Source organism: Actinomadura rubrobrunea NBRC 15275, assembly GCF_001552235.1.
In the GTDB taxonomy this organism is placed as follows: domain Bacteria; phylum Actinomycetota; class Actinomycetes; order Streptosporangiales; family Streptosporangiaceae; genus Spirillospora; species Spirillospora viridilutea.
Map to the genome: position 1 here is coordinate 62745 of NZ_BCQU01000015.1, position 24934 is coordinate 87678.

Genomic DNA, 24934 nt, shown 5'->3' on the forward strand with positions numbered 1-24934 from the left:
TGATGAGACTAACCAAGGACCACACGCGTTCCGCAGATTCCGCGGGCGGCGTGTTGCATCGTCAGGCCCAGCGGTCACGCGCAGGGGCAGCGCCGGGCAGACGCCCGGTCGGGCGAGGCCCGGTCAGACCTCGACGACCACCGGGACGATCATCGGGCGGCGCCGGTAGGTCTCGTTGACCCATTTGCCGACCGTGCGGCGGATGAGCTGGCTGAGCTGGTGGGAGTCGTTGACGCCGTCGGCGGCCGCGTCCCGCAGCACCGCCTCGATGCGGTCGAGCACCTCGTCGAAGTCCTCGTCGACGATGCCCGCGCCGCGCGCGTGGATCTCCGGCCCGGCCAGCAGCTTGCCCGAGGTGGAGTCGACCGCCACCACGATGGAGACGAACCCCTCCTCGCCGAGGATCCGCCGGTCCTTCAGCGACGTCTCGGTGACCTCGCCCACCGACAGCCCGTCCACGTACACGTAGCCGGCGGGCACCGCGCCGACGATCCGGGCCTTGCCGTCCACCAGGTCCACCACCACGCCGTCCTCGGCGATGACGATGTTCTCGTCCGGCACGCCGGTCAGCGACGCCAGCTTGGCGTGCGCCCGCAGGTGCCGCCACTCGCCGTGGATCGGCATGAAGTTGCTGGGCTTGGTGACGTTGAGCACGTACAGCAGCTCGCCCGCCGAGGAGTGGCCGGACACGTGCACCAGCGCGTTGCCCTTGTGCACCACGCGGGCGCCCCACCGGGTCAGCCCGTTGATGACCCGGTTGACCGACTCCTCGTTGCCGGGGATCAGCGAGGACGCGAGCACCACCGTGTCGCGCTCGGTGACGCGGATCTGGTGGTCGCGGTTGGCCATCCGCGACAGCGCCGACATCGGCTCGCCCTGCGAGCCGGTGCACACCAGCACCAGCCGGTCGGGCGGCACGTTGTCGATCTCCTTCTGCTCCACCATGATCTCGTCGGGCACGGTGAGGTACCCGAGCTCGCGCGCCACGCCCATGTTGCGCACCATGGACCGGCCGATGAAGCACACCTTGCGGCCGTTGGCGACCGCGGCGTCCAGCACCTGCTGCACCCGGTGCACGTGCGAGGCGAAGCACGCCACGATGATCCGCTCCTGCGCGGTGCGGAACACGTCGTCGATCACCGGGCCGATGTTGCGCTCGCTGGTGACGAACCCCGGGACCTCGGCGTTGGTGGAGTCCGACATCAGCAGGTCGATGCCCTCGGCGCCCAGCCGGGCGAACCCCGGCAGGTCGGTCAGCCGCCCGTCCAGCGGCAGCTGGTCCATCTTGAAGTCGCCGGTGTGCAGCACCAGCCCGGCGGCGGTGCGCACCGCGACGGCGAGCGCGTCCGGGATGGAGTGGTTGACGGCGAGGAACTCGCAGTCGAAGGGGCCGAACGAGCGGCGGTCGCCCTCCGCCACCTCGACCGGCACGGTCTTGATCCGGTGCTCGGCGAGCTTGGCCTGCAGCAGCGCCAGCGTCAGCCGCGACCCGACGACGGGGATGTCGGGCCGCTCGCGCAGCAGGTAGGGGACCGCGCCGATGTGGTCCTCATGGCCGTGCGTCAGGATGAGCGCGTCGATCGCGTCCAGCCGCCCGCGGATGTACTCGAAGTCCGGCAGGATCAGGTCGACGCCCGGCTGCTCGGTCTCCGGGAACAGCACGCCGCAGTCGACCACCAGCAGCCGGCCGTCGTGCTCGAAGACGGTCATGTTGCGGCCGATCTCGCCCAGCCCGCCGAGCGCGACGACACGCAGCCCGCCCTCCGCCAACGGCGGGGGCGGCGCCAGATCCGGGTGCGGATGGCTCACGCATCGACCTCCGGAACGCTGGCTTCCGGCACTTTGACTCCCCCAATCATCAGGTCTTCCCGCAGGCGCGCCGCGAACTCGGGCGAGGCGTCCACCAGCGGCGCGCGGACGGTGCCGCCGGGCAGGCCCAGCAGGTTGAGCGCGGCCTTGACGGCGATGGCGCCCTGCGTACGGGTCATGATCGCGGTGACGACGGGCAGCAGCCGGCGGTGGATCGCCAGCGCCCGCTCCCGGTCCCCGGCCCGGTAGGCCTCGATCATCTCATGCAGATCGGCGCCCGCCACGTGGCCGATCACGCTGACGAACCCGACGGCGCCCACCGCGAGCCAGGGCAGGTTGAGGGCGTCGTCGCCGGAGTAGAACACCAACGAGGTGCGGGCCATCACCTGCGACCCGGCGAACAGGTCGCCCTTGGCGTCCTTGACCGCCAGGATGCGCGGGTGCTCGGCGAGGCGCAGCAGGGTGTCGGTGTGGATCGGCACCCCGGTGCGGCCCGGGATGTCGTACAGCATCACCGGCAGGTCGGTGGCGTCGGCCACCTCGGTGAAGTGCCGCAGCAGGCCCTCCTGCGGCGGCTTGTTGTAGTACGGCGTGACCACCAGCAGTCCGTGGGCCCCGGCCTCCTCGGCCTGGCGGGCCAGCTCGACGCTGTGCGCGGTGTCGTTGGTCCCGGCACCGGCGACGACCACGGCGCGGTCGCCGACCGCCTCCACCACGGTGCGTACCAGTTGCTGTTTCTCGGCATCGCCGGTGGTGGGCGATTCGCCGGTCGTGCCGTTGACGACCAGACCGTCGCAGCGCTGCTCGTCGACCAGATGGGCCGCCAGCCGGGCGGCTCCGTCGTAGTCGACGCGGCCGTCGGGCAGGAAGGGGGTGACCATCGCGGTCAGCAGCCGCCCGAACGGTGCGTCACTCGTTGTGCTGGGTGCCATGCAACGAACGGTACCGCTACGGCGGACCCCCGTGGACCCGCAGGTCCCTTCGCTGGCAAGCGGGATCGACCGGGGACTTTCGGACACGGCGCCGCGCGGCGCCCGCGGGCGCGCGGCCGCGCCGCCGACGGCCTCAGAACGACGGCCTCAGAACGACGGCCTCAGAACGTGGACGAAGCCGTCGCCACACGCTCGGGGGTACGCGTGGCGACGGCTTCTCTGAAGCACATGTTTGCACGCGATTTACGTGATACGGGTCCAGTCAGGCCACTATCCGGACTCGATCGGATAACACGGATGACTCATCTGGCGCGACCGTTGCGAGCTTCGTCAAATTTGTCCGTTCTCATGGTCGATCGCGGCGCCGAGCTCCCGCAGCCGGGCGCGCAGCTCCTCCACGTCCGGGGTCCGGACGAGCCGGTTGCCCCGGACCGCCCACCAGTGCCCGGACCCGCCCCTGCCGATCCGCCACTCGGCGAACTCGGCCGACAACTCGCTGAGGCGGTCGCCGTCCCGCCCTCCGGCCCGCTGAACACCCATCGGCCCTGCTCCCCCGATTCCCTTCGCTCCGCCGTGCGCTCGGTGCCGATCCGGCCCGACGCCGCCGCTCGGCGGCGACCGTCGTGAACTGGTGAAGACGTACGTTCTGGAACATGAAGCGCGCCGTCCCAGCCGCCAAGATCTTCGACGGCCGGCGGCCGACTCGCCCGACGACGGCCCGCTCCCGGTCGTCCTCTCGGCGCAGACCCCGACCCCGCGGCGCGCCGGTCGGGTCCTCGACCCCGCCCCTGATCAGCCGGTATGTCGGAACGCCGCCCCACACGGTAGCGCGGCCGCCGAAGTGCTCCAAAGCGCACCGAATGCGGCGAACGCCCTTCGACCGGCCCCCGGCTCGGTCAAAGGGTCCGTCTCGATCGGATCGCCCCCTTGGACGGCGCCTGCGCGGCGTCGCCCCGCCTCCCGACCCCGGTGGGCGTCGCCTCCGAACGTGCCGGACGATTCGACACGGGCTGCATCCCCAGCCCTTCAGGCCGGGTGCGGTCACCGTGAGGTGACGCTCGGCCTCTCGTTGCGCAGGTCATCGCGCGGGGCGACGGTGCGGCCTGACGGGCGTCCGGGGCCGACGCGGGCGCGCTGGGTGAGGGCCACGCAGACCAGGACGGCGACCGCGGTCAGCAGGGTCGACGCGTCGATCAGCTCGCCGAGGAGGAGGCCCGACCACAGGACGGTCAGGACGGGCTGGGCGAGCTGCACCTGGCTGGCGCGGGCGATGCCGGCCCGGGCCAGGCCCTCGTACCAGGCGAAGAACCCCAGGTAGGCGGAGAACAGGGCCACGTACCCGAAGCCGCTGGCGGTGCGGACCGTCCACTGGAGGTGCGTGGTGACGAGGAGGTACGCGGTGACCGGGACGCTGATCGGGGCGCTGAGCACCGTGGCCCAGGAGATCACCCGCCATCCCGCCATGTCGCGGGCCAGCCGCCCGCCCTCGGCGTAGCCGACGGCGCCGGCGACCAGCGCGCCGAACAGCAGCAGGTCGGCGGGGGTGAAGCGGCCCGCGCCGCGGACGAGCGCGAAGCCGGTCACGCAGAGGGCGCCGGCGCCGCAGGCCAGCCAGAACGCCAGGGAGGGTCGCTCCCCCGCGCGCAGCACCGCGACCACGGCGGTGGCGGCGGGCAGCAGGCCGACCACGACGGCGGCGTGCGCGGACGAGGCGCCGTGGTCCAGGGCCAGGGTGCTGAGCACCGGGAAACCGAAGATCACTCCGCCGCCGACCGCCGCCAGAGCGGGCACCTGGCCGCGGCGGGGCGGACGGGCGCGCACCGCCAGCAGGACGAGCGCGGCGAGGACGGCCGCCACGGCGGAGCGTCCGACGCCGATGAGGTACGGGTGGAGCCCTTCCAGCGCGAACGCGGTGGCGGGGAAGGTGAACGAGTAGCTCAGCACGCCGAGCCCGGCCAGCCCGAGGCCGTGCAACGCTATCGGCGCGGGTGCAGTAGCGCTATCGTCATCTCTCATGCATAAGGATAGCAGTGTGGCCGCTCTGGCCGACGCGCTGCGCGCCGAGGCGCGCCGGCTGCGTCCCGGCGACCGGCTGCCGTCCAGCCGCGCCCTGGTCGAACGCCACAAGGTCAGCCCGGTCACGGTGGCGCGCGCGCTGGCGCTGCTGGCCGCCGAGGGCGTCGTGGTCACCCGTCCGGGCAGCGGAACCTACGTCGCCGAACGCCCCGCCAAGGCGCCCGAGCCCGCCGATTACGGCTGGCAGGCGGTCGCGCTCGGGGACCGCGCCATCGAGGCGGGCGGGGTGGCGTGGCTGCTGCAGGCCCCGCCGGAGGGCGTGGTGCCGCTCAGCGGCGGGTACCTGCACCCGACGCTGCAGCCGGTGCGCGCGATCGCCGCGGCGGCGGCGCGCGCGGCGCGCCGCCCGGACGCCTGGGAGGCGCCGCCGCTGGGCGGGCTGCCGCAGCTGCGCGCCTGGTTCGCCCGCGCCGTCGGCGGGGACGTCGCCCCCGGCGACGTGCTGATCACCGCGGGCGGGCAGCAGTCGATCGCGACGGTGCTGCGGGCGCTGCTGCCGCCGGGCGCGCCGCTGCTGGTCGAGTCGCCGACCTACGTGGGCGCCACCGCGGTCGCGCGGGCGAGCGGGCTGCACCCGGTGCCGGTCCCGGTGGACGCCGACGGGCTGCGCCCCGACCTGCTCGCCGAGGCGTTCGCGATGACCGGCGCCCGGGCGCTGTACTGCCAGCCGACCTTCCACAACCCGACCGGCGCGGTGCTGGCCGCCGAGCGCCGCGCCCAGGTGCTGGCGGTGGCGCGGGCGGCGGGCGCGTTCGTGGTCGAGGACGACTTCGCCCGGCACCTGGGCATCGAACCGGGGCCGCCGCCGCTGGTCGCCCAGGACGCCGACGGCCGCGTCGTGCACATCGCCTCGCTCACCAAGGCGACCGCGCCGAGCCTGCGGGTCAGCGCCGTCATCGCCCGCGGCCCGGTCGCCGAGCGGATCCGCGCCACCCAGGTGGTGGAGCACTTCTTCCCGGCCCGCCCGCTCCAGGAGACGCTGCTCGAACTGGTCAGCTCCCCGGGCTGGCCCCGCCACCTGCGCGCCGTCCGCGCCGCGCTGAAGTCCCGGCGGGACGCGCTGCTGGCCGCGCTCGCCCGCGACCTGCCCGACCTGCGGGTCACCCGGCCGTCCGGCGGCATGCACCTGTGGGCGCGGCTGCCGGACGGCGTGAACGACGTCGGGCTGGCCGACGCTGCCCTGCGCGGCGGGGTGCTCGTCAGCGCCGGACGGCCGTTCTTCCCCGCCGAGCCGTCCGGCCCGTCCCTGCGGCTCAGCTACGCCTCTGCCGCGTCCGAGACCGAGCTGGCCGAAGGCGTCCGCCGCCTCGCCGCCGCCTTGGACGCGGTCCTCGGCGCCGCCTCCTAGCCGTCCTGCGGCCCGTCCTCGTGGGTGACGAAGCAGAACTCGTTGCCCTCCGGGTCGTGCCAGACCTGGAACGGGCGCGCCGGGTCGCCCAGCGGCTCGCCCGCCGGGCGCGCGCCCAGCCGCCGGGCGCGCTCGCCCGCGGCGCGGATGTCCGGCACCCCCAGGTCCAGATGCAGGCGGTTCTTGACCGCCTTGCCCTCGGGGACCCGCTGGAAAGACAGCACCGGACCGCCCGACCCGAGCCCTTCGAGGTCGATCCAGTCGTCCTCGCGGGAGGCGACCTTCAGGTCCAAGAGCTCTCCCCAGAACGCCGCCAGCGCGCCGGGATCGGCGCAGTCGATCACCAGGTTGGTCACCGTCGGGGTCACCGTCCGCCTCCTTCGTCGACACCGGTCATCACCGTATGCCGGTGTCGCGCAACGGCGCAACCGATCAACTCGGGACACCGGTGTCGCGGCTGGTAGGGTCGCGGGAGGAGACGGAGAGGGTGATGGCCGAGATGCGACTCGCGGAATCCGGCCCCGCCCTGCTGTTGCGGGACTTCGTCAACACGCTCGACGTCGAGCGGGGCGTCGACCACATCGCCGCGCCCGACGATCTGGCCCGCTGGCTCGAAGCCCAGGGGCTGCCCCCGGGAGGCGGCCGCCTCCATGCCACCGAGCAGGACGTCGCGACCGCCGCCGTCCTGCGGGAGGGCCTGCGCGCCGCCATGCTCGCCCACCACTCCCCCGCCGCCCGCCCCCAGTCGCCCCCGGAACTGGAGGAGGCGCTGGCGCGGCTGCCGCTGCGGATCTCGCTGGCGGAGGGACGGCCCGTGCTCGTGCCGCTCGGCTCCGGGGTCGCGGCCGGGCTGGCGGGCGTCGCGGCGGCGGTCGCGGCGTCGGCGGCCGACGGCACCTGGCCCCGGCTGAAGGTCTGCCAGGACGACACGTGCCTGTGGGCGTTCCTGGACACCTCCAAGAACCGCTCGCGCGCATGGTGCTCGATGCGCGTGTGCGGCAACCGCACCAAGACGCGCGCGTACCGGGCGCGCCGCCGCGCCGCCGCGGCCGCGCCCGCCCGGCGCGACCGGTAGCGTGACCGCGTCACGCTCGACGAGAGGACGGGAGCCTCATGGCCGACGTGGGCGTCCGGCCCGCCCGCCGCACGGACGCGGCCGCCGTCGCCGACATCCAGGTCCGCGCTTGGCGGGCGTTCTACCGCGACCTGCTGCCCGGCGCGGTGCTGGACGAGGTGACCAGCCCGGCGGCCCGCGACGTGTGGCGGGAGCGGTGGGCGGAGTCGATCAGCGCTCCGCCGAGCCCGCGGCACCGGGTGCTGGTCGCGGTCGCCGGTTCGTCCGCCGGAGGGCCGCCGCCCGGCCCGCCGGGGGCGTTCGACCTGGTCGTCGGGTTCGCCGCGCACGCCCCCGCCGAGGACGCCGACGCCGCCCCCGGCACCGCCGAGCTGCTGACGCTGCTGGTCGACCCCGCGCACACCGGAGCCGGGCACGGCAGCCGCCTGCTCGCCGCCACCGTCGACCTGCTGCGCGAGGACGGCGCCGAAACGTTGATCACCTGGGTGTTCGAGGCGGACGAGGCGATGCGGACGTTCCTCGGCTCGGCCGGATGGGCGCCGGACGGGTCGTCCCGCACCCTCGACATGGGCGAACCCGTCCGCCAGATCCGCCTGCACACCGACATCCGCGAACCGCGGGGGCGGGCGGAGCCGTAAACACGGGGGCGGTGCGGGCCCGCGCGGACCCGCCCTTATGTTGGAAGCCGTGCCCATGTCCATGCCTCTGACCTCGCCGACCGCGCCCCCGTCGGCCCGTACGGCCGGCCGCCGCCGCTGGCTCGGCATGGTCGTGATCAGCCTGGGCGTCGCGCTGATCGTCGTGGACGCCACGATCGTCAGCGTCCTGCTGCCGCAGATCATCGCGGGGCTCGGCCTCACCGGCACCGACGCCGAGTGGGTGACGTCGGTGTACGCGCTGGTGTTCGCGGCGCTGCTCATCCCCTTCGGCCGGGCGGGCGACCTGTACGGCCGGCGGCGCCTGTTCGTCACGGGCGTGGGCGTGTTCACGGCGGCGAGCGCCGCCGCCGCGCTGGCGCAGAACGGCTCGGCGCTCATCGGCGCGCGCGGACTGCAGGGCGTGGGCGCCGCGATGATCCTGCCCGCCGCCTTGTCGACAGTGCACGCCGCGTTCACCGGACGGCACCGGGCCGTGGCGTTCGGCGTCTACGGTTCGCTCATCAGCGGCATGGCCGCGCTCGGCCCGCTGCTGGGCGGCGCCGTGGCGTCCGCCGCGGACTGGCGGTGGGCGTTCGGGGTGAACCTGCTGTTCGGCGCCGCGCTGGTCGCCGGGGCGCTGCTGTTCATGCCGGAGACCCGGGCGCCGCGTCCGGACGCCGCGGACGGAGCGCGCGGCGCGGACCGGCGGCCGGCCGCGCTGCGCGACATCGACTGGGCGGGCGGCGCGCTGTCGGTGCTGGGGCTCGGCGCGCTGGTGTGCGGGCTGATCGAAGGCCAGAACTACGGCTGGTGGACGGCGACCCGCGCGTTCTCCGCCGGCCCGATCGAGTGGCCCGCGACCGGGCTGTCCCCCGTCCCGATCATGCTGGGCCTGGCCGCGGTGCTGCTCACCGGCCTGGTGCTGGTGGAACGCGCGCGGGCCGCCGCGGGCCGCCCGGTGGTGCTCGACCTCGCCCTGTTCCGGATCGCCGGATTCCGCCGCGGCAACCTGGCCCTGGCGCTGGTCAACGTGGGCGAGCTCGGCCTGCTGTTCGTGCTGCCGCTGTTCCTGCTGGGCGTGCACGGCAGCGCGCCCCTGCAGATCAGCCTGGCGATCCTTCCGCTGGCGGCGGGCGCCTTCCTGGCGGGCGGCGCCGCCGGACGGCTCGCGCGGCGGCGGGGCCCGCACCGGGTCGTCCAGCTCGGCCTGGCCCTGGAGGTCGCCGCCGTCGCCGCGCTGGCGGCCGTCCTCGGCCCGACGACCGGCGGCCTCGGCCTGGCGCCGTGGATGCTGCTGTACGGGCTCGGGCTCGGCCTGACCGCCGCGCAGCTCACCAACGTGTCGCTGGCGGACGTGCCGGCGCCGCTGGCGGGCCAGGCGGCCGGCACCCAGTCCACGTCCCGGCAGGTCGGCGCCGCGCTGGGCATCGCGTTCGTCGGCGCCGTGTTCACCACCGCCCTCGGCGGCGCCATGGCCGACCGGCTCCAGGACGGCCCGCTGCCCGCGGCGCGGCAGGCGGCGATCGTGCACGAGCTGCGGCACAGCGCCGGGACGTACGCGCGCGAGCTGCACGGCGCGCCGGGCATGGGCGCGGTCGCGAAGGCCGCCGACGAGAGCCTGGCCGCGGCGACGCAACGGGCCGTGCTGGCGACGGGCGCCGTCCTCGCCCTGGGCCTGGTGATGACGCTGCGCCTGGGGCCGGGCGGCGGGGGTCCGGGCGCAAGCGGCGGCCCGCATCGGCCAGAATCTAGGCGGTAAACCCCGCGCTCGTCGCACCGCGTCCCCGAGAAGAGTCCCCGAACAGAGGTCACCGTGGCCACGCTCTCCCAATGGGTCGCCGGATCCCGGCCCCGCACCCTGCCCGCCTCCATCGTCCCCGTCGCCGTCGGCACAGGGGTCGCGATCGGCCAGGACGGGTTCGTGTGGTGGCGGGCCCTGCTCGCCGCGTTCGTCGCGCTGTCCCTGCAGATCGGCGTCAACTACGCCAACGACTACAGCGACGGCGTCCGCGGCACCGACGAGGAGCGCGTGGGGCCGCTGCGGCTCGTCGGCTCCAGGGCCGCCTCGCCCCGCCAGGTGCTGGCCGCCGCCCTGGGCTGCTTCCTCGCCGCCGCCGTGGCCGGCCTGGCGCTGGCCGCGGCGACCACCTGGTGGCTCCTGCTGGTCGGCGCCGCCGCGATCCTGGCGGCCTGGTTCTACACCGGCGGCTCGAACCCCTACGGGTACCGGGCGCTCGGCGAGCTGTCGGTGTTCGTGTTCTTCGGGCTGGTCGCCGTCGTCGGCACCGTGTACGTGCAGACCGAGACCCTGCCGTGGGAGGCGTGGGCGGCGGCGGTGCCCGTCGGGCTGCTCGCCTGCGGGCTGCTGGTCGTCAACAACCTGCGCGACATCCCCACCGACGCCGCGTCCGGCAAGCGGACCCTCGCCGTCGTCCTCGGCGACCGCCGCACCCGCCTGCTGTACGCGGCGTGCACCGCCCTGCCGTTCACGATCGTGCTCGCCGTCGCCGCCCCCCGCCCGTGGGCCCTGCTCGCCCTGCTGGCCGCGCCGCTGTCGGTGCCGCCCGCGCAGGCCGTGATGGGCGGCGCGACCGGCCGGGCCCTCATCCCCGTGCTGGGCCAGACCGGCCGCCTGCAGCTGGCGTTCGGCGCCCTCCTCGGCGTCGGCCTGGCGCTCTAGGCCGGGTCGCGCGCGACCAGCTCCCAGCGGATCTCCGGCTGTCCCGCGTCGGCGAGGGCCTTGTTGACGGCGCTGAACGGCCTGCTGCCGAAGAACTTCTTGGCGCTCAGCGGGCTGGGGTGCCCCGCCTCCAGCACGACGTGGTGGGCGCCCGTGACCAACGGGGCCTTCTTGCGCGCGTACCCGCCCCAGAGCACGAACACCACCCGGTCGGTCTTGTCGTTCAGCGCGCGGATGGCGGCGTCGGTGAACTCCTCCCAGCCCTTGCCCGCGTGCGAGCCCGCCTGCCCCTCCCGCACCGTCAGGACCGCGTTGAGCAGCAGCACCCCCTGCTCGGCCCACGGCGTCAGGTCGCCGGACGCGGGAACGGGAACGCCCAGGTCGGCGGCCAGCTCCTTGAAGATGTTGCGCAGCGACGGCGGCAGCCGCACGCCCTCGCGGACGCTGAAGCTCAGCCCGTGCGCCTGCCCGGCCCCGTGGTAGGGGTCCTGGCCGAGGATCAGCACCCGCGCCCGGTCGAACGGGCAGCGCCGGAACGCGTTGAACAGGTCCTCGCGCGGCGGATACACGGTGCGGGTCTCGTACTCCTCCGCGACGAAGGCGCCCAGCTCGCGCATCGCGTCGTCGTCCAGCAGCGGGGCCAGCCGACGCCGCCAGTCGTCGGGCAGCATCTCCATCAGGTCGAGCGACATCCACGCCTCCGTCCGAAGGGAAAGGTCCGTCTGCGCACGCGTCCGGCCGCGTGCGGAATCTCGGCACGCCTCGAGCACGTCCGTCGGCACGCACACTAGCCGCGGGCTCTGACACACCGGCGGCGAATCACCGGCGCGAACCGGAGCCATCCCTAAGATGAAGGCATATGCCCGATACCCCCCGCCGGCGGCGGCGCGCCGCATGCGCCGTCCTCGTCCTGCTGTGCCTGGTGGGCGTCGCGGGGGGCTGCGGCCGCCCGTCCGGCCCCAGGACGCTCACCGTGCTGGCCGCCTCGTCGCTCACCGAGGTGCTCGGGGAGCTCGCCACCGCCTACACCCAGACCCGCCCGGACGTGCGGCTGGAGACCGTCTTCGGCGGCTCCCAGGAGATGGCGGCCCGGCTGCGGGACCGCGACACCGGCGACGTGCTGATCACCGCGGACGAGGCGGCGATGAACGAGGTGGACGCCTACCTCACCGGGCGCCGCCGCATCGTCGCCCGCAACTCGCTGACCATCGCGGTCGCCCCCGGCAACCCCCGGCGCCTGCGCGGCCTGTCCAGCCTGACCCGGCCGGGGCTGCGCGTCGCGATCGGCGCGGAGTCCACGCCGGTCGGACGCTACGCGCGGCAGGTCCTCGACCGCGCCGGCCTGCGGGTGCGGTGGACGTCCGAGGAGATCAACGCGCGCGCCGTCCTCGACCGCGTCCGCACCGGCGAGGCCGACGCCGGGCTCGTCTACATCACCGACCTGCGCTCCGCCGGCATCGCCACCAGCAGCGTGCCGATCCCGGCGGCCCAGAACGCCACCGCCGCGTACCCGGCCGCCGCCGTCAAGGACGGCGACCACGTCGAGGAGGCGAGCGCCTTCGTCGCCTGGCTCACGTCGCCGACCGCCCGCGCCCTCTTCCACAAGCACGGCTTCGCCCTTCCGCCGTCCTCCCAGACTTAGCGGCGGCCGGGCGCCCGCGGGCCCGCCCATCGGCGGACCGATGGAGGCCGCGGTCCCGGCCCGCGGGCGGCCGTACGGGAGCCGCGGAGCGCGTCAGTCCAGCCCGGAGGGCAGGCCCCCGTTCTCGCACATGGCGACACAGTCGTCGTGGCTCTTCAGCGCCTCCAGGACGGCGGGGTGCGGCGCCGGGTAGACGGTGAGGTAGTCGACCTCGCCCCGGGACGGGTCGGGCCGGTAGGCCAGGCAGTCCTCGGCGGCGGAGAACCGCACGTCGACGCCGGGCTTGTTGCCGCGCGGGTCGAGCCGGACCCAGCGGTCGTCGATCAGCGCCGCGGCCAGCCCGTGCAGGACGAACCCGTCGCCGTCGCGAAGGCGCTGGTAGCACAGGCCCGCCTGGACGCCCCCGGCCCGCAGCAGCGCCGCGAGGGCGTGCGCCTTGGCGAAGCACAGGCCCGTCCGCTGCTCCAGCACGTCGGAGGCGCGCCAGGTGACGCGACGGTCGCGCGCGTCGAGGGAGTGGCTCACCCGGTCGCGGACGAACTCGAACGCGGCGCGCGCGTAGGCGACGTCGTCACCGGTGCGCAGCTCCGAGGCGACCAGCTGCACCGCCGGATGCTCGTGGTCGATCGCCTCGTCCTCGGCGAGGTAGTCCCACGGCTCGCCCGCGAAGATCAGATGTTGTCGCGTCACAGCCCCAGCAGAGACTCGATGCCGACGGTGAGACGGTCCGGAAGGTTCGCGACCGAACGGACCCCCAGCAGGACGCCCGGCATGAACGACTCGCGGTTCATCGCGTCGTGCCGGACGGTGAGCACCTCGCCGTGCCCGCCCAGCAGCACCTCCTGGTGGGCGATCAGGCCGGACAGCCGGACGGCGTGCACCCGCACCCCGTCGACGTCGGCGCCCCGGGCGCCCGGCAGCGCGGACGTGGTGGCGTCCGGCGACGGGCCCGTGCCCGCCTCGCCGCGCGCCGCGGCGACCAGCTCGGCGGTGCGGTGCGCGGTGCCGCTCGGCGCGTCCGCCTTGTTCGGGTGGTGCAGCTCGACGATCTCGACGGACTCGAAGAACGGGGCGGCCTTCTGCGCGAAGTGCATCATCAGCACGGCGCCGATGCCGAAGTTGGGGGCGATGAGCACGTTTCCCTTGCCGTGCGCGGTCAGCCACGACCGCACGGTGTCCAGCCGGGCCGCGTCGAAGCCCGTGGTGCCCACCACCACGTGCAGGCCGTGCTCGACGCACCAGCGCACGTTGTCCATGACCGCGTCGGGATGGGTGAAGTCGACCGCGACGTCCGCGGCGGCGAGCGGGTCGCGCGCGTCGCCCTGGTCGACGGCGGCCACCAGCTCCATGTCGTCCGCCTTCTCGACGGCCCGGCACACCTCGGCGCCCATGCGCCCGCGTGCGCCCAGCACCCCGACTTTGATCACATTTCCCTCCTGTTCGAACCGGTCACCGAGCCTATCTCAGGCCGCCGTCCGCGGCGTTCCCGCGGCCCGCGCGCGGCGACCCGCGCCGCCCGTCGCGGCCCGACGCGGCGGGCCGCGGTCAGAGGGTGAAGCCGCGGTCGCCGAAGGGGCCGATGACGGTGAGCGCCTGCGGGCCGGACAGCACGTCGCGGGCGACGGCCCGCACGTCGTCGAGGGTGACGGCGTCGATGCGGGCCAGCACCTCGTCGACGGGCAGCAGCGACTCGTACACCAGCTCGCTCTTGGCGATGCGGCTCATCCGCGATCCGGTGTCCTCCAGGCCCAGCACCATGCCGCCGCGCAGCTGCCCCTTGCCGCGGGCCAGCTCCTCGTCGGTCAGGCCGCGCTCGGCCACGGCCGCGACCTCGTCCCGGCAGATGGACAGCACCTCGTCGATCTTGCCGGGCTGGCATCCGGCGTACACGCCGAAGACGCCGCTGTCGGCGTACTGGGAGGTGTAGCTGTAGACCGAGTACGCCAGGCCGCGCTTCTCCCGGACCTCCTGGAACAGCCGCGAGGACATGCCGCCGCCGAGCGCCGCGTTCAGCACCCCGAGCGCGAACCGGCGCTCGTCGGTGCGGGAGACGCCGACGCCGCCGAGCACCATGTGGGCCTGCTCGGTGTCCTTGTCCAGCACGCGCACGGTCGGCGACACCGGGGCGGGCTCGCCGCCGATCCGGGGCGGGCTGGGCGGCGCGTCGCCGGTGAGGCGGTCGCCGTACCCCTCCTGGACGAGCCGGACGACCTCGTCGTGGTCGACCCGGCCCGCCGCCGCGACGACCAGGTTCGGCGGGACGTAGCGCTCGCGGTAGTAGGCGTGGATGCGGTCCCGGGTCAGCGCGTTGATCGACTCGACCGTGCCCAGGATGGGGCGGCCCAGCGGCCGGTCCCCGTACAGCGCGAGCGCGAACTCGTCGTGGATCAGGTCGCCGGGGTCGTCGTCGCGCATGTGGATCTCTTCGAGGATCACGCCGCGCTCGGCCTCCACGTCCTCGGGCCGGTTGAGCGAGGACGCCACCATGTCGCACACCACGTCGGCGGCCAGCGGCAGGTCCGCGTCCAGGACCCGCGCGTAGTAGCAGGTGTACTCCTTGGTGGTGAAGGCGTTCAGGTCGCCGCCGACCGCGTCGATCGCGGCGGAGATCTCCAGCGCCGACCGCCGGCGGGTGCCCTTGAACAGCACGTGCTCCAGATAGTGGCTGGCGCCCGCGTCCGCCGGGGCCTCGTCCCGGGAGCCGACGGCCGCCCAGATGCCGAACGCCGCCGAACGCACCGTCGGCATCGACTCGGTGACCACGCGCAGACCCCCCGGCAGCACGGTCCGTTTGACCGGACCGGAGCCGTCGGTGCCGGGGTGGATGACGTGGGTGGTTCCGGGCTCCTGCGCTCTCGCCGCCAGGGTCACGTGTCGCTCGCATTCACTCGGGGTCGCACGGTGTCCGGCGCCTCGCGCCGGTCGAAAAGGGGCCGACCGGCCCTCCCCAGCGTATGGGGTGGGCCGGTCGGTCATCAGGTCCGCAGCGGGCTCGCCTGGGGAGGTCAGGTGTTGCGGTCGCCGCCGCTGCCGCCGCGGCGGGTGCGGCGGCGGCGCGGACGGCGCCGGCCGCCCTCGGACTGGGACGCGCCGCCGTTGTCGCCCTGCTCGGCGCTCTTGCCCTCGGCCGGCTGCTCGGCGGCCGCCTCGGCGGCGGCCTGCTCCCGCTCGGCCGCCTCGCGCTCGATCACCTCGACCGGCACCAGCGACAGCTTGCCGCGCTGGTCGATCTCGGTGACCTCGACCTGGATCTTCTCGCCGACCTTGATGACGTCCTCGACGTTCTCGATCCGGGCGCCGCCGTGCAGCTTGCGGATCTGCGAGACGTGCAGCAGGCCGTCCTTGCCGGGCAGCAGCGACACGAACGCGCCGAACGCGGTGATCTTGACGACCGTGCCCAGGTACCGCTCGCCCACCTCGGGCATGTGCGGGTTGGCGATCGCGTTGATCGCCTGCCGGGCGGCCTCGGCGGACGGGCCGTCGACCGCGCCGACGTAGATGGTGCCGTCGTCCTCGATGGTGATGTCGGCGCCGGTGTCGTCCTGGATCGAGTTGATCATCTTGCCCTTGGGGCCGATCACCTCGCCGATCTTGTCGACCGGGACCTTGATGGTGATGATGCGCGGCGCGTTCGGGCTGATCTCCGCGGGCTCCTCGATCGCCTCGGCCATCACGTCCAGGATCGCCAGGCGGGCGCTGCGGGCCTGGCGCAGCGCGGCGGCCAGCACCTGGGCGGGGATGCCGTCCAGCTTGGTGTCCAGCTGCAGCGCCGTGATCAGGTCGCGGGTGCCGGCGACCTTGAAGTCCATGTCGCCGAAGGCGTCCTCGGCGCCGAGGATGTCGGTCAGCGTGACGTACTCGCCGTCCTCGTGGATCAGGCCCATCGCGATGCCGGCCACCATCGCCTTCAGCGGCACGCCCGCGTCCAGCAGCGACATGGTGGACGCGCACACCGAGCCCATCGAGGTGGAGCCGTTGGAGCCGATCGCCTCCGACACCTGCCGGATCGCGTACGGGAACTCCTCGCGGCTGGGCAGCACCGGGATCAGGGCGCGCTCGGCCAGCGCGCCGTGCCCGATCTCGCGGCGCTTGGGCGAGCCGACCCGGCCGACCTCGCCGGTGGAGTACGGCGGGAAGTTGTAGTGGTGCATGTAGCGCTTGGTGCGCTCGGGGTTGAGCGTGTCGATCGTCTGCTCCATCCGGAGCATGTTCAGCGTCGTCACGCCCAGGATCTGGGTCTCGCCGCGCTCGAACAGCGCCGAGCCGTGCACCCGCGGGATCACGTGCGCCTCGGCCGACAGCCGGCGGATGTCCTTGACGCCGCGGCCGTCGATGCGCACCCCGTCGCGGATGATCCGCTCGCGGACCAGCCGCTTGGTGACGGCGCGGAACGCGGCGGGGATCTCCCGCTCCCGGCCCTCGAAGTCGGGGGCCAGCTTCTCCAGCGCGGCCGCCTTGATCTCGTCGAGACGGTTCTCGCGGGTCTGCTTGTCGGCGATGGTCAGCGCCTCGGCCAGCTCGGCGGCCACGGTGGCGTTGACCGCCTCCAGCACGTCGTCCTGGTAGTCGGGGAACAGCGGGTACTCGACGGCCGGCTTGGCGGCCTTGGCGGCCAGCTCCGACTGCGCCCGGCACAGGGCGGCGATGAACGGCTTGGCGGCCTCCAGGCCCTCGGCCACCGCCTCCTCGGTCGGGGCGGCGGCGCCCTCGGCGACCAGCGCCAGGGTGTCGCGGGTGGACTCGGCCTCCACCATCATGATCGCGACGTCGCCGTCCTCCAGCATCCGCCCGGCGACCACCATGTCGAACGTGGCCCGCTCCAGCTCGGAGTGCGTGGGGAAGCCGACCCAGCGGCCGTCGATCAGCGCGACCCGCACGCCGCCGATCGGGCCGGAGAACGGCAGCCCGGCCAGCTGGGTGGACAGCGACGCCGCGTTGATCGCCACCACGTCGTACAGGTGCTCGGGGTGCAGCGCCAGGACGGTGGCCACCACCTGGATCTCGTTGCGCAGCCCCTTGACGAACGACGGGCGCAGCGGCCGGTCGATCAGGCGGCAGGTGAGGATGGCGTCCTCGGACGGGCGGCCCTCGCGGCGGAAGAACGAGCCGGGGATGCGCCCGGCCGCGTACATCCGCTCCTCCACGTCCACCGTCAGCGGGAAGAAGTCCAGGCCCTCCTTGGGCTTCTTGGACACGGTGGTGGCCGACAGCACCATCGTCTCGTCGTCGAGGTAGGCGACGGCGGAACCGGTGGCCTGCCGGGCCAGTCGACCGGTCTCGAACCGGACCACGCGGGTGCCGAGCGGGCCGTTGTCGATGACGGCCTGGGAGCTGAGCGCCCCCTCCATGCGCGCGCTCTGGCTCACGGAAATCTCGGTCACGGGAATCTCCTTGCTCTCGTGCGTCCTCGCAGCCCGGTTCCCGTGGATGTCGCGCTGTGCCGGTCTTCGATCGAAGCGCCCGGATCGGAGCCCACGCGATGATCTGGTGGTGCGCCTTCGCCCGCCTCCGGCGAAGGGCATGATCCGGGAGCCACTACCGAGGACCGGCCCGCACCAGGGAGTGTCCGCGAGGCTCTCTTCTGTGTTCAGTTATCCCGTCGGAGGCGGTTTCACCCCCGCCGGGGAAAAAGCCGGAGGGAGCGGCCCCGAGCGAGCCGCTCCCTCCGCCGTCCTAGCGGCGCAGACCGAGACGCTCGATCAGCCGCCGGTAGCGGTTGATGTCCTTGTTCTGCAGGTACTTCAGGAGCCGGCGACGCTGACCGACCAGCAGCAGCAGCCCGCGGCGGCTGTGGTGGTCGTGCTTGTGCTCCTTCAGGTGCTCGGTGAGGTCGTTGATCCGCCTGGTCAGCAGCGCGACCTGGACCTCCGGCGAACCGGTGTCACCCTCACTGGTCGCGAACTCGGCGATGATCTTCTGCTTGGTAGCGCTGTCGAGCGGCACGTGGCTCCTTCGATGAGATCGTCATCCGCAGATCCCGACGAGCGGGCGTCCGGGTCCGCATGATGCGTTCTGGAACATGGGCGAGCCGCATGAGGGTGCAGCCCGCTGGCCGGTATGCTTCCGGCGACTCTTCACCGTACCACGTCCGGCACGTGCGACGACCACCGCGCGGAACGCACGGTGATCATCTGGCTTCGTCCCGTGCGGCCGGCCGCCCGCCGGCGGGCGCCGCCGCGCCGCCCTACCGGTCCGCGGCGGCGATGATCTCGCGGGTGCGCGCGACGTCCCGGTGCATCTGCTCGATCAGCGCGTCGACCGAGTCGAACTTCAGCGTGTCGCGCAGGCGGGCCTGGAAGTCCACGGCCATGTGCTCGCCGTACAGGTCGAGGTCGTCGCGGTCCAGCGCGTACGCCTCGACGGTGCGCTCGCCGCCGCCCTCGAACGTCGGATTGGTGCCGATGGAGATCGCGGCCGGCCACCGGAACCGCGGGTAGCGCTCGGAGTCGCACACCAGCCACCCGGCGTAGACGCCGTCGCTGGGGATCGCGGTGTGCGGCTGCGTCTCCAGGTTGGCGGTGGGGAACCCGAGCGCGCGCCCCCGCATGTGGCCGCGCACCACCACGCCCTCCACCCGGTGCGGACGGCCCAGCGCGTGCGCGGCGCCCTCGACGTCGCCCGCGTCCAGCCGGGCGCGGATGTAAGTGGAGGAGATGGTGTCGCCGTTGGCGACCAGGGGCATGCCCTCGGCGGTGAAGTCGTACTTCTCCCCCAGCTCCTTCAGCAGCGCCACGTCGCCCTTGGCCTTGTGGCCGAACCGGAAGTCCGCGCCGACGATCACGTGCGCCGCGTGCAGCCGGTCCACCAGCACCGACTGCACGAACTCGTCCGGCGGCACCTTGGACAGCTCCAGCGTGAACGGCACCACGACCACGGCGTCGGTGCCCAGGCTCTCCAGCAGCTCGATGCGGCGCCGCGTCGTGGACAGCAGCGGGGGGTGGGTGCCCGGCCGGACGACCTCGTCGGGATGCGGATCGAACGTGATCACCACCGACCGCAGCCCGCGCTCACGGGCCAGTTCGGCGGCCCGGCCGACGATCCGCTGGTGGCCGCGGTGGACGCCGTCGAACACGCCGATGGTGACGACCGATCTGCCCCAGTCGGCGGGAACCTCCTCGAGGCCATGCCAGCGCCGCACCTTGCACTCCCCTGCGTCGGAACCTGCCTGCCCGGACTTTCCTGTCGCCTCAAGACTGCCATGACCGGCCGCGCCGCACGACCGAGGGGGCGGCCCTGGCGCGGGTGACGCCTGCGAAACCGCGACGAGTCTACTCGGCGGCGATGACCGCCGGGTCGTCCGCCGGGTCCGCTAGGGAACGAAGACGGCCAGGGGCTTGGCGGCCCCGCCCCGCTCCTCCACCAGCGCCAGCAGCGTCCCGTCCGAGGCGAAGACCCCCACCGGCCCCGGGCCGAGACCCGCCGCGGGCAGCCGGCCGCCGTGCACGACCTTGCGGGCCTCGTCCGCCGTCACCTCGCGGCGCGGGAACGCGGCCGCCACCGCCTCCGCCATCGGCAGGATCTCCAGCTTCTCGGCGAGCCGGTCCAGGGTGCGCGCCATGGCCAGGTCGTACGGGCCGACGCGGGTGCGGCGCAGCGCCGTCAGGTGGCCGCCGCAGCCCAGCGCGGCGCCCAGGTCGCGGGCCAGCGCCCGGATGTAGGTGCCGGACGAGCAGGTGATGGACGCGTCCACGTCCACCAGGTCGCCGTGGCGGCGCACGTCGGTGACGGTGAACGCGTGCACGGTCACCGTCCGGGCCTCCAGCGCCACCCGCTCGCCCCGCCGGGCCATCGCGTAGGCGCGCCTGCCGTCCACCTTGATCGCGCTGACCTGCGGCGGCACCTGGCGGATCTCGCCGGTCAGCGCCTCGATCCCGGCGCGCAGCGCGGCGTCCGTGACCCCCGCCGCCGAGGCGGTCGCGGTGACCTCCCCCTCCGCGTCGTCGGTGTCGGTGGACTGGCCGAGCCGGATGGTGGCGTCGTACTCCTTCTCCGTCAGGGCCAGATGCCCGAGCAGCCGGGTCGCCTTGCCCACCCCGACGACCAGCACGCCGGTCGCCATCGGGTCGAGGGTGCCGGCGTGCCCGACCCGCCGGGTGCGGGCCAGCCGCCGCACGCGGCCCACCACGTCGTGGCTGGTCCAGCCGGCGGGCTTGTCGACGACGACCAGCCCGGAGATCCCCTGTCCGCCGCTCACCCGTGCTCCTCCGTGTCGGGGCCGCGCAGCACGGCGCGCAGCCGGTCGATGGTGTCGGCGGGCTCGCCCGTCGCGGTGAACGCGGCGGCGGTCCGGTGCCCGCCCCCGCCGAGCGCGCCGCAGGCGCCGCCCACGTCCACCCGGCCCCGCGACCGGGTGGAGACGTACCAGTCGCCCTCGTCGGTCTCCTTGCACACCACCGCGACCTCGGCCTCGTCCGCTCGCCGCAACTGGTCGATCACGCCTTCGAGCTGGTCGTAGCGCACGCCGCGGTCGACCCGGTCGGCCCGGCTGATCGTCGTCCACAGCAGGCCGAGGCCGCCCGCGGCGTCGCGGTCCAGCCGCGCCCGGCCGAGGGCGCCCGCCAGCACCTGCAGGTAGCCGAACGACGCGCGGTCCCACAGCTCGCGGCTCACCTCGTCGGGGCGCACGCCCGCGGCGAGCAGCCGTCCCGCCATCGCGTGCACGCCGGGCGTGGTGCAGGGGTACCGGAACGAGCCGGTGTCGCTGGCCAGGCCCGCGTACAGGCCGAGGGCGATCTCGCGGGTGAGCGGGACGTCCAGCCGGCGGATCAGCTCGTCCACCAGCATCGCGGTGGCCGCCGCGTCCGGGTCGACCAGCCGCACCTGCTCGTGCCCGCAGCCGCCGAACCCGCCGCCCGCCGCGTGGTGGTCGACGACGATCAGCATCGCGGCGGTGCGCGCCCGGGACGCCAGCGACCCCAGCCGGTCCACCGCCGCGGTGTCCAGCGCGATCATCAGCTGCGGGGCGGCGGGCAGCCGCCCGGGCTCGACCAGCAGCTCCTGGCCGGGCAGGAACCGCAGGCTCGCCGGCACGGTGAACGGCTCGCCGAACGACGCCAGCACCCGCTTGCCCAGCGCCCGCAGGGCCAGCGCCAGCGCCAGCATCGACCCCAGCGCGTCCCCGTCGGGGGTGACATGGCACGCCAGGCAGATCTCGTCGACCTTGGCGATCAGCTCGACCGCGCGGTCCCAGTCCGGGCCGGACCAGCGGGCCGCCTCGTCCGACCGGCCGCCGCCCGCGCGCTCCGCGTCGGCGTGACCCGTCTCAGCACGGCCCGCCTCGGTGCGGCCCGTCTCAGCACCGCCCGTCTCGGTGCGGCCGTCGCCGCCGGCCCACCAGCGCTCGACGCACCGGATCATCGTGGCGTACTGGCCGGCCCACGGCTCCGGGGCCGCGGCGGGCTCGTCCGCCTCGGGCGCGTCCTGCGGCCCCCGCCACGGGGGCGGCGGACCCGCACCGAGCACGGCCGGATGGCCCGCCGCACCGCCTCGCTCCGAACCGTTCACAGCGCCCCCGCCCGCGTCCGGGACGCCCTCGGGCGCCGCCTGCCGTCCCGTTCAGTCATCTGACGAGTGTCCCGCCCCGCCGTCCCCGCCGTCTGTGGCGTCGGGCTCCTCATCGACCTCACTCGTGCGGTAGGGGTTGGCATCCCCCGCCGGAGTGGCCGACCGGGCCGCGCGGGCCACCTCGGCGTCCTTGGCGCGGGCCTTGGCGAGCAGCTCGTCGATGTGCGCGGCGTTCTCGATCACCGCGTCCGGGACGAAGGTGATGCTGGGCGTGTGCCGGACGCCGGTCTGCCGGCCCACCTCCGAGCGGATCACGCCCTTGGCGCTCTCCAGCGCCGCCGCGGTCTCCTTGCGCTCGCCCTCCGAGCCGTACACGGTGTAGTAGACCGTGGCGTCGCGCAGGTCGCCCGTGACGCGGGTGTCGGTCACGGTCACGAAGCCGAGCCGGGGGTCCTTGATCCGCCGCTCCAGCATCTCCGCGACGATCTGCTGGATGCGGTCGGCGAGCTTGCGCGCCCGGGCTGCGTCCGCCATGGTCGCACTCCTTCTCTCTGGTTGTGGCGAGACCGGGGCGGCGCGGGGGTTCCGCCCGCGCCCCGCCTCGGGGATCGGTGGTCCGCCCCCGCACCCCGCTCAGTCTTCGTCGTTGAACAGCCGCCGCCTGGCCGACAGCAGCTCGATCTCCGGACGGCCCGCGACGAGCCGCTCGCAGGAGTCCAGCACCTGCGTGCAGTTGCTCGCCGTGGCCGACACCACCGCGACCGCGATCTCCGCCCGCCGGTGCAGGTCGAGCGCGCCGGTCTCGGCGACGGCCACCGCGGGGAAGCGCCGGTTCACCTCGGCGATGATCGGACGCACGACCGAGCGCTTCTCCTTGAGCGATCGCACGTCGCCGAGCAGCAGGTCGAGCGTCAGCGCACCCACGTACACCTGGTCGGTCACCTCGGGATTTCGCTATGCCCCGCGGGGCGCGGGGGTGTCGAGGCCGTCCCCTGCGGGACGGCGCGTCCGGAGCGGGCCGGGGGCGCAAGCGCCCGCCCGTGGGAGCGCCCGAACCGGTCGCGGTGACGGCGCGGCCCGGCCGACCGGGCCGGGGCCGTGATGACGCCAGATTAAGAGATCCACCCGGCGTCCCGGCACGCGATTTTCGGCGACGGGGCCGCGGGCCGTGTCGCCACGGCCCGCGGCCCGTCCGCGCCTCGCGACGCGGGCTCGGCCGCCGACGTCAGTCGCGCGGCTTCTCCCGCATCTCGAAGCACTCGATGACGTCGCCGATCTTGATGTCGTTGTAGCCGAGGCCGATACCGCACTCGAAGCCCTCGCGGACCTCGGCGGCGTCGTCCTTGAACCGCCGCAGCGACGCCACGGAGAGGTTGTCGGCCACCACGACGCCGTCGCGGACCAGCCGCGCCTTGGCGTTGCGCTGGACGACGCCGGAGGTGACCATCGACCCGGCCACGTTGCCGATCCGCGGCACCTTGAAGATCTCGCGGATCTCCGCGGTGCCGAGCTGGACCTCCTCGAACTCCGGCTTCAGCATGCCCTTGAGGGCCGCCTCGACCTCCTCGATCGCCTGGTAGATGACCGAGTAGTAGCGGATGTCCACGCCCTCGCGGTCGGCGATCTCCTGCGCGTTGCGCTCGGCCCGCACGTTGAAGCCGATGATCACCGCGCCGTCGGAGGCCAGCGCCAGGTTGACGTCGTCCTGCGTGATCGCGCCGACGCCGCGGCGGATCACCCGCAGGGTGACCTCCTCGCCGACGTCGATCTTCAGCAGCGAGTCCTCCAGCGCCTCCACCGAGCCGGACACGTCGCCCTTGAGGATGAGCAGCAGCTCCTGCCGCTCGCCCTGCTTGATGAAGTCCTCGAGGGACACGCTGCGGCGGGTGCGCATCAGCTCGGCGTTGCGCTTGCGCGCCTCGCGCTTGTCGGCGATCTGCCGCGCCACCCGGTCGTCGTCGACGACCAGGAAGCTGTCGCCCGCGCTGGGCACGGCGGTCAGGCCGAGCACCTGCACCGGACGCGACGGCGGCGCCTCCTGGACGTTGTTGCCGTTCTCGTCGAGCATCGCCCGGACGCGGCCGTGCGCCACGCCGCACACGATCGAGTCGCCGACCTTCAGCGTGCCGCGCTGCACCAGCACGGTCGCCACGGCGCCCCGGCCGCGGTCGAGGTGGGCCTCGATGGCCGTCCCCTGCGCGGCCATGTCCGGGTTGGCCTTCAGGTCGAGCTCGGCGTCGGCGGTCAGGATGATCGCCTCGAGCAGCCCGTCGATGTTGGTGCGCTGCTTGGCCGACACGTCGACGAACAGGGTCTGCCCGCCGTACTCCTCGGCGACCAGGCCGTACTCGGTCAGCTGGGCGCGCACCCGCTGCGGGTCGGCGCCGGGCACGTCGATCTTGTTGACCGCGACCACGATCGGCACCCCCGCCGCGGTGGCGTGGTCGATCGCCTCGGTGGTCTGCGGCTTGACGCCGTCGTCGGCGGCGACCACCAGCACCACCAGGTCGGTGGTGTCGGCACCGCGGGCGCGCATGGCGGTGAACGCCTCGTGGCCCGGGGTGTCGATGAAGGTGATCTTGCGCTGCTCGCCGTCGACCTCGGTCTCGACCTGGTAGGCGCCGATGTGCTGGGTGATGCCGCCGGCCTCGCCCGCCTGGACGTTGGCGTGCCGGATGGCGTCCAGCAGCTTCGTCTTGCCGTGGTCGACGTGACCCATGACGGTCACCACGGGCGGACGCGGCTGCAGGTTCTCCTCGTCGCCCTCGTCCTCGCCGAACTCGATGTCGAACGACTCCAGCAGCTCGCGGTCCTCGTCCTCCGGGCTGACGATCTGGACGTCGAAGTCCAGCTCCATGCCCAGCAGCTTGAGGTCGTCCTCGTTCACCGACTGGGTCGCGGTGACCATCTTGCCCAGGTGCAGCATGATCTGCACCAGCGAGGCCGGGTTGGCGCCGATCTTCTCGGCGAAGTCGGTCAGCGACGCGCCCTGCGGCAGCCGGATGGTCTTCCCGCCGCCCCGCGGGGCCTGCACGCCGCCGATCGCCGGCGCCTGCATGTTGTCGACGAACTCTTGGCGCCGCTGCTTCTTGGACTTGCGGCCCCGGGCCGGACGCCCGCCCGGACGGCCGAAGGCGCCCTGCGTGCCGCCGCGGCCCCGACCGCCGCCGGCGCGGGGACCGAAGCCGCCGCCGGGACGACCGCCGCCGCGCGGACCGGCGAAGCCGCCG

Annotated in this window: 23 protein-coding genes; 6 read left to right on the forward strand and 17 right to left on the reverse strand. The window is 74.1% G+C overall.

The window, feature by feature from the left end; translation table 11 throughout:
* Positions 1–123: 123 nt before the first annotated feature.
* The 4 genes from AR3_RS06880 to AR3_RS06895 all read right to left on the reverse strand — a co-directional run bounded on the left by AR3_RS06880 (position 124) and on the right by AR3_RS06895 (position 4757).
* On the reverse strand, positions 124–1809 hold the full coding sequence (locus AR3_RS06880; RefSeq protein WP_067910185.1) for a ribonuclease J: 1686 nt from the start codon (positions 1807–1809) through the stop codon (positions 124–126).
* Positions 1806–2741, reverse strand: coding sequence for a 4-hydroxy-tetrahydrodipicolinate synthase (dapA, locus tag AR3_RS06885; protein ID WP_067910188.1), 936 nt, complete (start codon positions 2739–2741; stop codon positions 1806–1808). The genes AR3_RS06880 and dapA overlap by 4 nt, the downstream gene beginning before the upstream one ends.
* Positions 2742–3071: 330 nt before the next feature.
* Positions 3072–3281 (reverse strand): hypothetical protein, encoded by a 210-nt coding sequence (locus AR3_RS06890; RefSeq protein ID WP_067910192.1) that lies wholly within the window; start codon positions 3279–3281, stop codon positions 3072–3074.
* Positions 3282–3782: 501 nt separating this feature from the next.
* Positions 3783–4757 (reverse strand): DMT family transporter, encoded by a 975-nt coding sequence (locus tag AR3_RS06895; RefSeq protein ID WP_067910195.1) that lies wholly within the window; start codon positions 4755–4757, stop codon positions 3783–3785.
* A 16-nt stretch (positions 4758–4773) separates the two neighbouring features.
* Between AR3_RS06895 and AR3_RS06900 the strand changes: the two genes are divergently transcribed.
* Complete coding sequence (locus AR3_RS06900; RefSeq protein WP_067910197.1) at positions 4774–6165, forward strand: aminotransferase-like domain-containing protein; 1392 nt, start codon at positions 4774–4776, stop codon at positions 6163–6165.
* Here the strand turns inward: AR3_RS06900 and AR3_RS06905 are convergent.
* Positions 6162–6533: a VOC family protein gene (locus AR3_RS06905; RefSeq protein WP_067910201.1), complete on the reverse strand. Its 372-nt coding sequence runs from the start codon at positions 6531–6533 to the stop codon at positions 6162–6164. The genes AR3_RS06900 and AR3_RS06905 overlap by 4 nt on opposite strands.
* Before the next feature lie 122 nt (positions 6534–6655).
* On the opposite strand from AR3_RS06905, the gene AR3_RS06910 reads away from it, so the two are divergent.
* From AR3_RS06910 to AR3_RS06925, 4 genes are read left to right on the forward strand one after another with little or no spacing between them, the layout of a single operon-like run.
* Complete coding sequence (locus AR3_RS06910; protein ID WP_227023171.1) at positions 6656–7240, forward strand: CGNR zinc finger domain-containing protein; 585 nt, start codon at positions 6656–6658, stop codon at positions 7238–7240.
* Positions 7241–7278: 38 nt separating this feature from the next.
* On the forward strand, positions 7279–7878 hold the full coding sequence (locus AR3_RS06915; RefSeq protein WP_067910203.1) for a GNAT family N-acetyltransferase: 600 nt from the start codon (positions 7279–7281) through the stop codon (positions 7876–7878).
* A 55-nt stretch (positions 7879–7933) separates the two neighbouring features.
* Complete coding sequence (locus AR3_RS06920) at positions 7934–9637, forward strand: MFS transporter (RefSeq protein ID WP_067910207.1); 1704 nt, start codon at positions 7934–7936, stop codon at positions 9635–9637.
* 54 nt (positions 9638–9691) lie between these two features.
* Complete coding sequence (locus tag AR3_RS06925; RefSeq protein WP_067910210.1) at positions 9692–10558, forward strand: 1,4-dihydroxy-2-naphthoate polyprenyltransferase; 867 nt, start codon at positions 9692–9694, stop codon at positions 10556–10558.
* Here the strand turns inward: AR3_RS06925 and AR3_RS06930 are convergent.
* Positions 10555–11250 (reverse strand): uracil-DNA glycosylase, encoded by a 696-nt coding sequence (locus AR3_RS06930; RefSeq protein ID WP_067910213.1) that lies wholly within the window; start codon positions 11248–11250, stop codon positions 10555–10557. The two genes, AR3_RS06925 and AR3_RS06930, sit on opposite strands and share 4 nt — an antisense overlap.
* A gap of 167 nt (positions 11251–11417) precedes the next feature.
* Between AR3_RS06930 and modA the strand changes: the two genes are divergently transcribed.
* Positions 11418–12200: a molybdate ABC transporter substrate-binding protein gene (gene modA / locus AR3_RS06935; RefSeq protein WP_067910216.1), complete on the forward strand. Its 783-nt coding sequence runs from the start codon at positions 11418–11420 to the stop codon at positions 12198–12200.
* A 93-nt stretch (positions 12201–12293) separates the two neighbouring features.
* On the opposite strand, the gene AR3_RS06940 is transcribed toward modA, so the two are convergent.
* The 11 genes from AR3_RS06940 to infB all read right to left on the reverse strand — a co-directional run.
* Positions 12294–12890: a transglutaminase domain-containing protein gene (locus AR3_RS06940; RefSeq protein ID WP_227023170.1), complete on the reverse strand. Its 597-nt coding sequence runs from the start codon at positions 12888–12890 to the stop codon at positions 12294–12296.
* A complete protein-coding gene (dapB, locus tag AR3_RS06945; RefSeq protein WP_083951017.1) occupies positions 12887–13627 on the reverse strand; it encodes a 4-hydroxy-tetrahydrodipicolinate reductase in 741 nt (246 codons plus the stop codon). Before dapB ends, AR3_RS06940 begins: the two co-directional genes overlap by 4 nt.
* A 118-nt stretch (positions 13628–13745) precedes the next feature.
* The gene (locus AR3_RS06950; protein WP_067910219.1) at positions 13746–15071 is read right to left on the reverse strand and encodes a M16 family metallopeptidase; all 1326 of its coding nucleotides are present in this window, start codon (positions 15069–15071) and stop codon (positions 13746–13748) included.
* Positions 15072–15205: 134 nt separating this feature from the next.
* Positions 15206–17548 (reverse strand): polyribonucleotide nucleotidyltransferase, encoded by a 2343-nt coding sequence (locus AR3_RS06955; protein WP_067910276.1) that lies wholly within the window; start codon positions 17546–17548, stop codon positions 15206–15208.
* Positions 17549–17873: 325 nt separating this feature from the next.
* A complete protein-coding gene (gene rpsO / locus AR3_RS06960) occupies positions 17874–18143 on the reverse strand; it encodes a 30S ribosomal protein S15 (protein WP_067910222.1) in 270 nt (89 codons plus the stop codon).
* Between the two features lie 241 nt (positions 18144–18384).
* Complete coding sequence (locus AR3_RS06965; RefSeq protein ID WP_067910225.1) at positions 18385–19338, reverse strand: bifunctional riboflavin kinase/FAD synthetase; 954 nt, start codon at positions 19336–19338, stop codon at positions 18385–18387.
* A gap of 171 nt (positions 19339–19509) precedes the next feature.
* On the reverse strand, positions 19510–20394 hold the full coding sequence (truB, locus tag AR3_RS06970; protein WP_083951019.1) for a tRNA pseudouridine(55) synthase TruB: 885 nt from the start codon (positions 20392–20394) through the stop codon (positions 19510–19512).
* Positions 20391–21662 carry a DHH family phosphoesterase gene (locus tag AR3_RS06975; protein ID WP_227023169.1) on the reverse strand — a complete coding sequence of 424 codons (1272 nt, stop codon included), beginning with the start codon at positions 21660–21662 and terminating at the stop codon, positions 20391–20393. The genes truB and AR3_RS06975 overlap by 4 nt, the downstream gene beginning before the upstream one ends.
* 93 nt (positions 21663–21755) lie before the next feature.
* Positions 21756–22238 (reverse strand): 30S ribosome-binding factor RbfA, encoded by a 483-nt coding sequence (gene rbfA / locus AR3_RS06980; RefSeq protein WP_067910228.1) that lies wholly within the window; start codon positions 22236–22238, stop codon positions 21756–21758.
* 99 nt (positions 22239–22337) lie between these two features.
* Positions 22338–22646: a DUF503 domain-containing protein gene (locus AR3_RS06985; protein WP_227023168.1), complete on the reverse strand. Its 309-nt coding sequence runs from the start codon at positions 22644–22646 to the stop codon at positions 22338–22340.
* Between the two features lie 283 nt (positions 22647–22929).
* Positions 22930–24934, reverse strand: a 2005-nt coding sequence (gene infB / locus AR3_RS06990; protein WP_067910231.1) for a translation initiation factor IF-2, incomplete at its 5' end; no start/stop codon positions are given.

Bases quoted from the DNA above. Each gene is read 5' to 3' on its own strand.
- AR3_RS06890 (WP_067910192.1), bottom strand. From the start codon at position 3,281: ATGGGTGTTCAGCGGGCCGGAGGGCGGGACGGCGACCGCCTCAGCGAG.
- modA (WP_067910216.1), top strand. From the start codon at position 11,418: ATGCCCGATACCCCCCGCCGGCGGCGGCGCGCCGCATGCGCCGTCCTC.
- dapA (WP_067910188.1), bottom strand. From the start codon at position 2,741: ATGGCACCCAGCACAACGAGTGACGCACCGTTCGGGCGGCTGCTGACC.
- AR3_RS06910 (WP_227023171.1), top strand. From the start codon at position 6,656: ATGGCCGAGATGCGACTCGCGGAATCCGGCCCCGCCCTGCTGTTGCGG.
- rbfA (WP_067910228.1), bottom strand. From the start codon at position 22,238: ATGGCGGACGCAGCCCGGGCGCGCAAGCTCGCCGACCGCATCCAGCAG.
- AR3_RS06920 (WP_067910207.1), top strand. From the start codon at position 7,934: ATGTCCATGCCTCTGACCTCGCCGACCGCGCCCCCGTCGGCCCGTACG.
- AR3_RS06930 (WP_067910213.1), bottom strand. From the start codon at position 11,250: ATGTCGCTCGACCTGATGGAGATGCTGCCCGACGACTGGCGGCGTCGG.
- AR3_RS06915 (WP_067910203.1), top strand. From the start codon at position 7,279: ATGGCCGACGTGGGCGTCCGGCCCGCCCGCCGCACGGACGCGGCCGCC.
- AR3_RS06955 (WP_067910276.1), bottom strand. From the start codon at position 17,548: ATGGAGGGGGCGCTCAGCTCCCAGGCCGTCATCGACAACGGCCCGCTC.
- AR3_RS06895 (WP_067910195.1), bottom strand. From the start codon at position 4,757: ATGAGAGATGACGATAGCGCTACTGCACCCGCGCCGATAGCGTTGCAC.